A 12,604-nucleotide genomic window follows, 5' to 3' on the forward strand; every position below is an offset into this window, starting at 1 on the left:
ACCTGCATCATTGCCCGATCCGGAATCAGGGTACGGGTATCGACGACAATTTTTGTTCCTGCTCTACCATTTTGCTTAAACTCGTTGATATTCCTAACGTTTCTCTTCCAGTCGTTAAACATAACCATCACACTCCAGCCATTGTAATCAAGATGCGTACTGCCGTGACGGCGTTTGGACGGCAGGCGCAATTGATAGCGGCCGCTGCAATAGGGCTGTTCGGTCCAGTAGGTGGTATCGATGGCGGATTGGGTGACGGTCGGCGAAGTTTCTGCCGATGGGGAAACGGTGGGCGTGCAGGCTGCGACGGCAAGGATCAGGGATAGCGTAGTCAGACGGATGGACATGGATAAGCTCCGTGTTTGAAAAAGGTCGTCTGAAAGTATAGTTTGATTCAGACGACCTTTGTCATAAAACGGGCTTGGCGGTATTTATTCAACATAGGCGGAGAAATAAGAGGTAAATGAATCCGACTTTCGCTGAACCGCGTGTTTGTTTTGATCAAATATCAAAAACATAACAAAACCAACAAAAATTCCGATTGATCAAAATGTTGGTTTCCAAGACAATCTTTCGATAGGCAAAAAAATAACCGCTGATAAGCGGTTTTTTGTGGTGCCCAGGGTCGGACTCGAACCGACACACCTTGCGGCGGGGGATTTTGAGTCCCCTGCGTCTACCAATTTCGCCACCTGGGCTGGTGAAGAAGTCGCTATTATAGCGGCGTATTCTGGCTTGTAAAGCAAAATCTTGCTTTGTTTGCAGATATATTGCTTATATTTTTGATTTTTAAAAACATTAAATTTATTTTATTTTGTTCCCGACGCGCCCTACTCTTTCCACTTATATCAAACATCATTCATTTTCAGCCGAAAAACGGCATAAACCGCTATATTAAATGTTGCAAACGCGCTAAGATGACGGCGTTCGTTTCATTTTTTATTTTCAGACGACGTTCACACACCATACCCGCATTGGAGAATTTTTATGATGCCTACTGCAATCCGTACCGCCATTTTGGGCGCATTCGCCCTTACCGCACTTGCTGCCTGCAAACCTGAAGCCAAAGCGCCGGAACAAAATCCCGCGACTGCTTCAGCCGCTTCTTCAACAGCGTCCGCCCCAGCCGCAACGCCTGCTTCTTCTCCTGAAACGACGACCTCGCTTAATGCTGCTGCCGCTCCTAAACCGCAAGGTCCGGGAACAGATATGCGTAAAGAGGACATCGGCGGCGATTTCACGCTGACCGACGGCGACGGCAAGCCGTTCAGCTTAAGCGACCTGAAAGGCAAAGTCGTGATCCTGTCCTTCGGCTATACACACTGCCCCGACGTTTGTCCGACCGAATTGCTGACTTACAGCGACACATTGAAACAATTGGGCGATCAGGCGAAAGATGTGAAAGTAGTGTTCGTCAGCATCGACCCCGAGCGCGACACGCCTGAAGTCATCAGCAAATACGTCAAGCAGTTCAATCCTGAATTTATCGGTCTGACTGCGACAGGCGACCAAAGCCTGCCGGTCATCAAACAGCAATACCGCGTGGTTTCCTCCAAAGTAGTTCAGAAGGAAGACAGCGAGAACTATCTGGTTGACCACTCTTCCGGCGCGTATCTGATCGACAAAAACGGCGAAGTGGCGATTTTCTCACCTTACGGCAGCGAGCCGGCGACCATTGCCGCCGACATCAAAAAACTGCTTTGATCCACATGGGGTCGTCTGAATGCCGGTCGCGGTTTTCAGACGACCTTTTTCCCATCTGAAACATATAGTGGATTAACTAAATCAGGACAAGGCGACGAAGCCGCAGACCAGATAGTACGGAACCGATTCACTGGGTGCTTCAGCACCTTAGAGAATCGTTCTCTTTGAGCTTAAGGCGAGGCAACGCCGTACTGGTTTAAAGTTAATCCACTATATAATGGAGAAAGTCAGACCGCCTGCTTGATACAGGTTCAAAGTCTGACGGCACACAACAACAATGACTGAAAACACACTGACCATCGCCCTGTCCAAAGGACGCATCTTTGAAGAAACGCTGCCGCTTTTGGCGGCGGCGGGCATTGTTCCCGCCGAAGCACCCGAGAAATCGCGCAAACTGATTATCGGCACCAACCATGAAAACATCCGCCTCGTCATCGTCCGCGCCACCGACGTGCCGACTTACGTCCAATACGGCGCGGCAGACTTCGGCATCGCGGGTAAAGACGTTTTAATCGAACACGGCGGCAGCGGGCTTTATCAGCCGCTGGATTTGCACATCGCCGAATGCCGCATGATGGTTGCCGTGCGCAAAGGTTTCGACTACACCGCCGCCTCGCAGCCCGGCAGCCGCCTGCGCATCGCGACGAAATACCCCAACATCGCCGCCGAGCATTTCGCCGGCAAAGGCGTACACGTCGACATCATCAAACTCTACGGCTCGATGGAGCTTGCGCCGCTGGTCGGCTTGAGCGACGCCATCGTCGATTTGGTCTCCACCGGCAACACGCTTAAGGCAAACGGCTTGGAAGCGGTCGAACACGTTGTCGATATTTCCAGCCGTCTGGTGGTCAACAAAGCCGCATTGAAAACGAAACACGCGCTGCTGGAGCCGATTATTCAGGCGTTCGGCAGCGCAGCGAAGGCGGGGTGAGTGTTCACTTGAATGAAGATGCGTTTTCAGACGACCCTATCTCTTCCCGCCGACAGGTCGTCTGAAAATTTCAACGGCAGTAAACTGTATAGGAGAAGTTAAAATGGTTGCAAAAATAAAAAAATTTTCAGATTCAACCCTTTCCGTTTTGAATAACGGCGAGCGTCGGTTTTACGTCTATTGTCTGACCGACCTGAAAAAAGACAAAATCCTCTACATCGGCAAAGGCTGCGACAACCGCATCTTCGAGCATGAACAAGCCGCCCGTTCGCAAGACGGCGAGTTCGGCGATATTGACGTACCGGAACGCAAAGCCATCGCCAAATGCAAGAAAATCGGCCGCCATATCATCAGCTACCATTTGACCGAAGCCGAAGCGCAAGCCGCCGAAACTGCCCTGATTCATTTCGTCAAATCTGTTGTCGATAAAAAGTTCAAAAACAAATCTGCCGGATGCGGCGCAGGCGGCATCAGCGCGGAAGAACTCGACGAACGCTTCAAATTCACGCCCTGCCCGCTCGACGAATTCAACCCCGACGGACTCGTTCTCGCCGTCAAAATCCAAGACGCTTTGGACTTGGATACCGACGAAGAAGCGGACTACCGCTTCGACAACCAAGACGATGCCAACCTCAAATCCCGCACGCTGGGCAACTGGATTGTCGGCAAAGATGCCGCATCAAAAGTGAAATACGTTATCGGCATTCACACCGGACTGCAAAACGCTGTCGTCAGCGCGTACGAAGTGGACGGCTTTGAAACAATGGCTGAAGAAACCAAAAACGGCAGAACACAAACCCGTTACCGTTTCCATACTGCCTCGTCCAGCAAAAAAGTGCTGTCCAAACTCGGTCTGCTCCAAAAATGCCTGCCCGAATTGAAGTTCGGTGGAGCAGGCGAAAAGGCGTATATCAGACCCAAAACAGAGACAGAAACTGAACAAAAGAATATTCAGACGACCCCCAGTCCAAAAATAAAAAAGGAGAAAACCAAATCATGAAAAAACTCAACACCCAATCGCCCGATTTCCAAGCCGAACTCAAAGCCCTGCTGGCCTTTGAGACCGCGCAAAATCCGGAAATCGACCGCATTGTCGCCGACATCTGCGCCGACGTGCAAAAGCGCGGCGATGCGGCGCTTATCGAATACACCAACCGCTTCGACGGCACGTCCGCCCAAACCATAGCCGACCTCATCCTCACCCAAGACGATTTACAGGCAGCGTTCGAGCGTTTACAGCCCGAAATTCAAACCGCCTTGAAAACCGCCGCCGCACGCGTTGAAAGCTACCACCAACGCCAAAAAATGGAATCGTGGGCGTACGAAGACGAAGACGGCACGCTCTTGGGACAACAGATTACACCGCTCGACCGCGTCGGAATTTACGTTCCCGGCGGCAAAGCGGCGTATCCGAGTTCCGTCATCATGAACGCCATGCCCGCCCATGTTGCAGGCGTGAAAGAAATCATTATGGTTGTGCCCACGCCCAAAGGCGAACGCAACGACATCGTACTTGCCGCCGCCTTCGTCGCGGGCGTCACCAAAGTCTTCACCGTCGGCGGCGCGCAGGCGGTTGCCGCCCTCGCCTACGGCACCGAGTCCGTACCGCAGGTCGATAAAATCACCGGCCCGGGCAACGCCTTCGTCGCCGCCGCTAAACGCCGCGTGTTCGGCGTGGTCGGCATCGACATGGTGGCGGGGCCGTCTGAAATCCTCGTCATCGCCGACGGCACCACGCCCGCCGACTGGGTGGCGATGGATTTGTTCAGCCAAGCCGAACACGACGAAATCGCCCAAGCCATCCTCATCGGCACGTCGCAGCCTTATCTCGACGAAGTCCAAGCTGCCATGACCCGCCTCATCGAAACCATGCCCCGCCGCGGCATCATCGAAGCCTCGCTCGGCAACAGGGGCGCGGTGATACTCGCCAAAGACTTGAACGAAGCCTGCGAAATCGCCAACTACATTTCCCCCGAACACTTGGAATTGTCGGTAGAAAACCCGCAGGAATGGGCGAAAAAAATCCGCCACGCCGGCGCGATTTTCATGGGACGCTACACCAGCGAAAGCCTCGGCGACTACTGCGCCGGCCCCAACCACGTCCTGCCCACCAGCCGCACTGCCCGCTTCTCCTCGCCGCTGGGCACTTACGACTTCCAAAAACGCTCCAGCCTGATTCAAGTCTCCGAACAAGGCGCGCAGAAACTGGGTAAAATCGCCAGCGTGTTGGCACACGGCGAAAGCCTGACCGCCCACGCTCGCGCAGCGGAATTCAGGTTGAAAGACTGATTCGGTCGAACCCGCCATCCATCAAAAAGCAAAGGTCGTCTGAAAACCTGTTTTTAGGGTCTTCAGACGACCTCTATTAAAAGAAACATCATGAAACAAGCCATTCAAGAAAAACTCACCCACATCGCCCATACCGAGCCGCTGCATTTCCTGCTGGCGGTAGAGAGCGGCAGCCGCGCATGGGGCTTTGCCTCGCCCGACAGCGATTACGACGTGCGCGCCATTTATATCCGCCCGCAGCCATATTATCTGCAAATCGATGAAGCGAAAGACACCTTTGAATTCATCGAAAACCAATGGTTTGACGTCGGCGGCTGGGACATCCGCAAAGCGTTGCGCCTGCTGCGGAAAAGCAATGCCGTGCTGCTCGAATGGCTGCGTTCCCCGATGGTTTATACGCAGGACAATAATTTCACATGTCGTCTGAACGCGCTTGCACCGCAATACGTCCAAGCCGCCGCGCTGCTGCACCATTATCGCGGCATCGCGGGCAACGCTTTGAAAGCCATGGATTTGGCGCACCCCGTCAAACTGAAAAAATGGTTTTACGTCTTGCGCCCGCTGCTCGCAGCACGGTGGGCAGTCAAACAAGGCGGCATCCCACCGATGACGTTGGCGGAACTGATGAGCGAATGGCAAACGGACTGCGCCGCCCAAATCGCCGATTTGGTGGCCATCAAGACGGAACAGGACGAAAGTTACCTGCATACGCTGTCGCCCGAATTGCAACGATTGACCGTTGATTTATATAACGAAGTTTCCGAATTATCCGCCCCTGCCGCCCAAGCCGCCGACAGCGGGCCGCTGAACGAATTGTTCCGCGAAACTTTGGCGGCGGTAAATGGATAAATTTATGCATAAAATCATAGGATATAGAGAATTACATACAGAAAATGGCGAGCCTGTTGAAATTACCATGTATCTCCCCTTTTTTTCTGACGAATACAAAGCATATATTTGCCAATATAAAATAAGCAAACATGATTATTTGGATGAGGGAAGGGCAATCGGTGAAGATATGTTGCAGGCTATTTATTTGGCTATGGTTAAACTTGGCGTTATTCTGTCTCACACCGATTTCTGGAAAAAAGAAAATTTATCTTGGAACGGGGATAAAAATCTTGGATTTCCTTCGCTTGATAATTCCAATAAACAGCAGCCGTAAATTGGATTCATAAATCCGACACGCACAAAAGGCAGCCTGAACGTGCAGGCTGCTTTTCAATGCCCAACCACCTCACAAAAGGTCGTCTGAAAATGCTCACCATCGAAGATTTGCACACACAAAAACTGCTTCTGCTCGAAGCCGTTTCCGGCAGCCGCGCCTACGGTTTGGCAACGCCCGAATCCGATACCGACATCAAAGGCGTGTTTTATCTGCCCAAATCCATGTTTTACGGCATGGAATACGTCCCGCAAATCAGCAACGAAACCAACGACATCGTGTATTACGAACTTGGGCGGTTTATCGAGCTTTTGCTGCAAAGCAACCCGAACACGCTGGAACTGCTCGCCTCGCCGCCCGACTGCGTGCGCTACCGTTCGCCGCTGATGGACGCGTTCAAAACCGAATGGTTTGTGTCCAAAGCCTGCCGTCAGAGTTTCGCCGGATACGCCTACGGGCAAATCAAAAAAGCACGCGGGCTGAACAAGAAAATCAGCAACCCGATGTCGTCTGAAAAGAAAAGCGTGCTTGATTTCTGCCACATCGTAGAAGACGCGCAAACCGTGCCGCTGCAACACTGGCTTTCGCAACGCGAAATGGAGCAGCGGCGGGTCGGTTTGGTCAAAATCGCCCACGCCCGCGAACTCTACGCCCTGTTTTACGACCCAGACGGCACGCGCGGCTACCACGGCATCGCGCTCAAACCCGAAGCCACCAACCTCTCCCTCAGCTCCGTTCCCGAAGGCGAAACCCCGCTTGCCTACCTCTCCTTCAACCAAGACGGATACAGCAGCTACTGCCGCGAATACTCCTCCTATCAGCAATGGCTGGCGGAACGCAACGAAACGCGCTACCAAGGCACGCAGGCACACGGACAGGGCTACGACGCCAAAAACATGATGCACACCTTCCGCCTGCTCGAAACCGCCCGCGACATCGCCCGCCACGGCGAAATCCGCCCGCGCCGCCCCAACCGCGACGAACTGCTCGCCATCAAACGCGGCGAATCCTCCTACGAAGACCTGCTGGAAAAAGCGGAACGGCTGATGGCGGAAGTGGAAACAGCGTTTGAGGCTGCCGACCTGCCCGAAACGGTAAATGCCGCTTCAGCGTTGGCGGCTTTGGTTTCAGTCAGGGAAAGCATTTACGGCTAGACGGCGAAAGGTCGTCTGAAAACCTGTTTTCAGACGACCCCTATCTTTTTAAAACTCAATAATCTTTTTCAAATCAATCCGCTTCCAAAACCACTTTCATGGCTTGGTTTTCGGCGGCGTGTTTGAACACGTCGTAGGCTTTTTCCAATTCGCTGAATTTGAAACGGTGGGTCAACATTTTGGTGTAATCGACGGAGCTGCTGGAAATGGCCTTCATCAGCATTTCGGTGGTATTGGCGTTGACCAAACCTGTTGTGATGGCGAGGTTTTTAATCCAGAGTTTTTCCAGTTTGAAATCAACGGATTGACCGTGCACGCCGACGACGGCGATATGACCGCCCGGTTTGACGATGTCTTGACACATATTCCATGTGGCGGGGATTCCGACGGCTTCGATGGCGCAGTCCACGCCGTCTTCGCCAACGATGGCAAAAACTTGTTTGGATACGTCGCCTGAAGCGGGGCTGATGGCATGGGTCGCGCCCAGTTCTTTCGCCAGTTTCAAGCGGTTTTCGTCCATATCACACACGATAATGGCGGCGGGGCTGTACAGTTGGGCGGTCAACAGGGCGGACATGCCGACAGGGCCTGCGCCTGCGATGAAGACGGTGTCGCCGGGTTTGACATCGCCGTATTGCACGCCGATTTCGTGGGCGGTCGGCAAGGCGTCGCTCAACAGCAGGGCGACTTCTTCATTGACGTTGTCGGGCAGCGGAACAAGGCTGTTGTCGGCATAAGGCGTGCGGACGTATTCGGCTTGCGTGCCGTCAATCATGTAGCCCAAAATCCAGCCGCCGTTACGGCAGTGTGAATAGAGTTGGATTTTGCAGTTGTCGCAAGTACAGCATTTGCTGACGCATGAAATAATGACTTTATCGCCGACTTTGACGTTTTTTACAGCCTCGCCGACTTCTTCTACAATACCGATGCCTTCATGACCGAGAATACGACCATCGGCGACTTCGGGGTTTTTGCCTTTCCAAATACCCAAGTCGGTACCGCAAATCGTGGTTTTGACGATTTTCACCACCGCATCGGTCGGATCGATAATCTGCGGACGGGGTTTTTCTTCAAAACTGATGTCGTTTGCGCCGTGATAAACCATTGCTTTCATGCTGATACTCCTTGCTTGTTGATAAATGATTTCAATACTGCAATAAAGTTTCTCTATATGATTTATATACCCCTATAATCTGTATGTCAATAAGAATTACTTTCACAATGTTATACCATAACATACTGTTTTAAATATAAATAAAACTCCTGATTGATATTAATGAACACACCCACTCCCTTCTCCGAACGGCTCATCCGCTGGCAAAAAAAACACGGCCGCCACCACCTCCCTTGGCAGGTGCAAAACCCTTATTGCGTCTGGCTTTCCGAAATCATGCTCCAGCAGACGCAAGTTGCCACCGTGTTGGACTACTATCCGCGTTTCTTGGAAAAATTCCCGACCGTACAAACGCTTGCCGCTGCGCCGCAAGACGAAGTGTTGTCGTTGTGGGCGGGCTTGGGTTATTACAGCCGCGCGCGCAATCTACACAAAGCCGCGCAACAAGTCGTCGAACAATTCGGCGGTACGTTTCCATCCGAACGCAAAGACTTGGAAACCCTCTGCGGCGTAGGCAGAAGCACCGCTGCCGCTATTTGCGCCTTTGCCTTCAACCGCCGCGAAACCATTTTGGACGGCAACGTCAAACGCGTGCTCTGCCGCGTGTTCGCCCGCGACGGCAATCCGCAGGACAAAAAATTTGAAAACTCGCTCTGGACGCTTGCTGAAAGCCTGCTGCCGTCTGAAAACGCCGATATGCCTGCCTACACGCAAGGCTTGATGGACTTGGGGGCAACCGTGTGCAAACGGACAAAACCCTTGTGCCATCAATGTCCGATGGCAGACATCTGCGAAGCAAAAAAGCAAAACCGCATCGCCGAGCTGCCGCGCAAAAAAACTGCCCCCGAAGTGCAAACCCTGCCGCTTTACTGGCTGATTGTCCGCAACGGAGACGGCGCAATCTTGCTGGAAAAACGCCCCGCCAAAGGCATTTGGGGCGGCCTGTATTGCGTACCGTGTTTTGAAACCCTGAACGAAACATACGCTTGCGCCGAAAAGCTCGACATTTTTTCAGACGACCTCGAAGAACAACCCGCCCTTACCCACCGCCTGACGCACCGTTTATTGATGATTACGCCGTTTGAAGCGCAAATCAGCTCGTCTGAAAATACAGACTTACTGCCCAACCGCCTTTGGGTGAAACCCGAAAATTTATCGGATTACGGTTTACCCAAACCGCTGGCGGATTATTTGAAACAACGACAGCAAGCATTGTTTTGAAAATGCTTGAAAATGAAACACGCAGCATCCAACTCTAAAACACAATAAACATACCCGCACGCACCCGTCAGGAATCCCATGCACACCCTTCCCCTGCTTAGCCAACAATTCGCCGAACTCTCGCCGTTTTTCTATTCCCACGTTTCTCCCGAACCGCTGACCGCGCCCTACTGGGTCGCCTTCAACACCGATTTGGCGGCAGAGTTGAATCTGAACACAGATTTTCAGACGACCGCCAACCTTGCCTACCTCAGCGGCAACGCACCGCAATACGCGCCCGCGCCCATTGCCAGCGTTTACAGCGGCCATCAGTTCGGCGTCTATACCCCGCGCCTCGGCGACGGGCGCGCGCTACTGATTGGCGATTCCATCGATGCCACGGGACAACGCCAAGAGTGGCAGCTTAAAGGCGCAGGCAAAACGCCCTATTCCCGCTTTGCTGACGGGCGCGCCGTCTTGCGCTCCTCCATCCGCGAATATCTCTGTTCCGAAGCTATGCACGGTCTCGGCATCCCCACGACCCGCGCCCTCGCCCTGTGCGGCAGCGACGACCCCGTTTATCGCGAAACCGTCGAAACCGCCGCCGTTCTCACCCGCATCGCGCCGAGTTTTCTGCGTTTCGGCCATTTCGAATACTTCTATTACACCGGCCGCGAAGCCGAAGTCCGACAACTTGCCGACTACCTCATCCGGCATTACTACCCCGACTGCCAAGATGCCGACAACCTCTACGCCGCCCTGTTAAAACAAATCCGCAACCGCACCGCCGACACCGTCGCCGCATGGCAAAGCATCGGTTTCTGCCACGGCGTGATGAATACCGACAACATGTCTGTACTGGGGCTGACCATAGACTACGGCCCTTTCGGTTTCCTCGACGACTACGACCGCCGCCACGTCTGCAACCACTCCGACACCCAAGGCCGCTACGCCTACAATGCCCAGCCCTTCGTCGCCCATTGGAATTTCGCCGCCCTCGCCTCCTGCTTCGACGCCCTCGTCCCCCACGACACCCTCGAACAACTCATCGACGGCTGGACGGAAGTTTTTCAGACGACCTATTTAGAGAAAATGCGCCGCAAACTCGGTTTGCAGAAAGCAGACAAAAGAGACGACGAAAGCCTTATCGCCGACCTCTTCGCCGCCCTGCAAGATCAAAAAACCGACTTCACCCTGTTTTTCAGAAACCTGTCCGAAGTCAGCAATATGCACGGCGAACCCCTCCCGCCCAAACTCGAACAAACCTTCAAAAACGGCGTTCCGCCCGCCTTCATTCGCTGGCTCGGACGCTACCGCCAACGCCTGCGCGCCGAAAACAGCGATCCCGCCGAACGCGCAACACGCATGAGCCGAACCAATCCGCTCTACATCCTGCGCAACTACCTTGCCGAACAAGCCATCGCCCAAGCCCGAAACGGCGACTACCGCGAAATCGAACGCCTGCGCCGCTGCCTCGCCCGTCCCTTTGACGAACAGGCAGAGTTCGCCGACCTTGCCGAACCGCCGCCCGAAGGCAGCATTCCGGTTTGCGTAAGCTGTTCAAGTTAAACGTCGAAACAGACAAGTCGAAAACAGACAAAAAAGTCGTCTGAAAATTTTCAGACGACCTTGACCGTAAAGAACGATATCAACAAAAATATAGTGGATTAACTTTAAACCAGTACGGCGTTGCCTCGCCTTGCCGTACTATTTGTACTGTCTGCGGCTTCGTCGCCTTGTCCTGATGTACTATCTGCGGCTTCGTCGCCTTGTCCTGATTTAAAGTTAATCCACTATAAACCCATGCCCAATTTAAACGGCGGCACATCTTTTGCAACCAACCGAACAGACCGACCCAAAAGGAAAACAGATGAAAAACATCCGCATCAAAATCTGCGGCATCACCCGCCCCGAAGACGCCCGAAAAGCCGCCGAGCTGGGCGTCGATGCCATCGGCTTGGTTTTTTACGCAGCCAGCAAACGCGCCGTTACGCCCGAACAGGCAAAAAAAATCGTAGCGGCCCTTCCCCCTTTCGTCTCCGTCGTTGCCCTATTCGTCAATGAAACAGCAGAAACCATCCGCGAAACCCTACGGCAAGTGCCCATCGACATCATCCAATTTCACGGCGACGAAGACGATGAATTTTGCCGTCAGTTTGACCACCCCTATTTCAAAGCCATACGCGTCCAATCTGCTTCAGACATCGAAGCCGCACAAACCCGATTCCCCAACGCCCGCGCCCTGTTGTTTGATGCCTACCATCCCAACGAATATGGCGGTACGGGGCTAAGCTTCGACTGGGCGTTGCTGCCGGACAATCTGACCAAACCGTGGATTCTGGCAGGCGGCTTGACCCCGCAAAACATCGCAGAAGCCATCCAAACCAGCAATGCTTCGGCAGTCGATGTTTCAGGCGGCGTGGAAAGCGCCGGCGGTATCAAAGACGAAGCCAAAATGGCCGCCTTCATCCAAGCCATCCGCGCCATTCGGTAAGCTTTTAGTCACAAAAAGCGCTGACGCATTTTCTGCCGCCTTATACGGAAACAAGCATCCTGTATCTTATACAACACACAAATTACTCATTGATTTATATGATATTTTTAGGAAAACGAGCGTATTACACAGCACCAATTGGGCAGCAATCTGCCGTTTTCTCAAAAAATAGAAAATTTTTGCATATAAAAATTGACAAACCGATGCCTTTCATACATAATAATGCCCGTTGAGTTGCTTGATGCAGCTTGATTTTTCTCCTCTATTTCTCCTTTGTAGACTTGGCGCATATCCCAAACGATATGCGCATTTTTTTATCTTGATTTTCCAAGTTTAAAATAAAATCAAATAAAACAAGATATTTCCATCTACTTCAATTCTCACGCACACAAAAATCCATCTTTAGAAAACGTATCATCCCCAATAAAAAATCAACAAACGAAAACACGTTTATGAATCCCCACCAAAGTGGAAATCATGACCGCAAAGCTTATCCCCTCTTTTCCCTCCTCCGTTGATTTGATAGTGGATTAACTTTAAACCAGTACGGCGT

Annotated in this window: 11 protein-coding genes, 1 tRNA gene and 1 pseudogene; 10 read left to right on the forward strand and 3 right to left on the reverse strand. The window is 52.5% G+C overall.

Annotated features, from left to right (window positions below):
• Together HMPREF2572_RS14480 and HMPREF2572_RS12630 are read right to left on the reverse strand one after the other, a co-directional pair.
• Positions 1-347: pseudogene (locus tag HMPREF2572_RS14480) on the reverse strand (hypothetical protein); the annotation flags it as partial.
• 266 nt (positions 348-613) lie between these two features.
• Positions 614-698: transfer RNA gene (locus HMPREF2572_RS12630), tRNA-Leu, on the reverse strand.
• Positions 699-987: 289 nt separating this feature from the next.
• Between HMPREF2572_RS12630 and HMPREF2572_RS12635 the strand changes: the two genes are divergently transcribed.
• The 7 genes from HMPREF2572_RS12635 (at position 988) to HMPREF2572_RS12665 (ending at position 7,243) form a co-directional block, all read left to right on the forward strand.
• Positions 988-1,704, forward strand: a complete 717-nt coding sequence (locus HMPREF2572_RS12635; protein ID WP_082144095.1) for an SCO family protein — start codon at positions 988-990, stop codon at positions 1,702-1,704.
• 277 nt (positions 1,705-1,981) lie between these two features.
• The gene (gene hisG / locus HMPREF2572_RS12640; protein WP_070498943.1) at positions 1,982-2,635 is read left to right on the forward strand and encodes an ATP phosphoribosyltransferase; all 654 of its coding nucleotides are present in this window, start codon (positions 1,982-1,984) and stop codon (positions 2,633-2,635) included.
• A 103-nt stretch (positions 2,636-2,738) separates the two neighbouring features.
• Entirely contained in the window at positions 2,739-3,635 is an 897-nt protein-coding gene (locus HMPREF2572_RS12645; RefSeq protein WP_070498944.1) for an endonuclease, read from the forward strand.
• A complete protein-coding gene (gene hisD / locus HMPREF2572_RS12650; RefSeq protein WP_070498945.1) occupies positions 3,632-4,924 on the forward strand; it encodes a histidinol dehydrogenase in 1,293 nt (430 codons plus the stop codon). The genes HMPREF2572_RS12645 and hisD overlap by 4 nt, the downstream gene beginning before the upstream one ends.
• Positions 4,925-5,014: 90 nt before the next feature.
• Entirely contained in the window at positions 5,015-5,773 is a 759-nt protein-coding gene (locus tag HMPREF2572_RS12655) for a nucleotidyltransferase domain-containing protein (RefSeq protein WP_070498946.1), read from the forward strand.
• A gap of 4 nt (positions 5,774-5,777) precedes the next feature.
• The gene (locus tag HMPREF2572_RS12660) at positions 5,778-6,089 is read left to right on the forward strand and encodes a DUF6968 family protein (protein ID WP_246827824.1); all 312 of its coding nucleotides are present in this window, start codon (positions 5,778-5,780) and stop codon (positions 6,087-6,089) included.
• Between the two features lie 92 nt (positions 6,090-6,181).
• A complete protein-coding gene (locus HMPREF2572_RS12665) occupies positions 6,182-7,243 on the forward strand; it encodes a nucleotidyltransferase domain-containing protein (RefSeq protein WP_070498965.1) in 1,062 nt (353 codons plus the stop codon).
• A 73-nt stretch (positions 7,244-7,316) separates the two neighbouring features.
• On the opposite strand, the gene HMPREF2572_RS12670 is transcribed toward HMPREF2572_RS12665, so the two are convergent.
• Positions 7,317-8,357, reverse strand: coding sequence for a zinc-dependent alcohol dehydrogenase family protein (locus tag HMPREF2572_RS12670; protein ID WP_070498948.1), 1,041 nt, complete (start codon positions 8,355-8,357; stop codon positions 7,317-7,319).
• A 162-nt stretch (positions 8,358-8,519) separates the two neighbouring features.
• On the opposite strand from HMPREF2572_RS12670, the gene mutY reads away from it, so the two are divergent.
• The 3 genes from mutY to HMPREF2572_RS12685 all read left to right on the forward strand — a co-directional run bounded on the left by mutY (position 8,520) and on the right by HMPREF2572_RS12685 (position 12,051).
• Complete coding sequence (mutY, locus tag HMPREF2572_RS12675; protein ID WP_070498949.1) at positions 8,520-9,578, forward strand: A/G-specific adenine glycosylase; 1,059 nt, start codon at positions 8,520-8,522, stop codon at positions 9,576-9,578.
• A 78-nt stretch (positions 9,579-9,656) separates the two neighbouring features.
• Positions 9,657-11,126 carry a protein adenylyltransferase SelO gene (locus tag HMPREF2572_RS12680; protein ID WP_070498950.1) on the forward strand — a complete coding sequence of 490 codons (1,470 nt, stop codon included), beginning with the start codon at positions 9,657-9,659 and terminating at the stop codon, positions 11,124-11,126.
• Positions 11,127-11,427: 301 nt separating this feature from the next.
• Positions 11,428-12,051 carry a phosphoribosylanthranilate isomerase gene (locus HMPREF2572_RS12685; RefSeq protein WP_070498951.1) on the forward strand — a complete coding sequence of 208 codons (624 nt, stop codon included), beginning with the start codon at positions 11,428-11,430 and terminating at the stop codon, positions 12,049-12,051.
• Positions 12,052-12,604: the final 553 nt, after the last annotated feature.

The sequence above is a fragment of the Neisseria sp. HMSC064E01 genome, from assembly GCF_001808875.1.
In the GTDB taxonomy this organism is placed as follows: Bacteria; Pseudomonadota; Gammaproteobacteria; order Burkholderiales; family Neisseriaceae; genus Neisseria; species Neisseria sicca_A.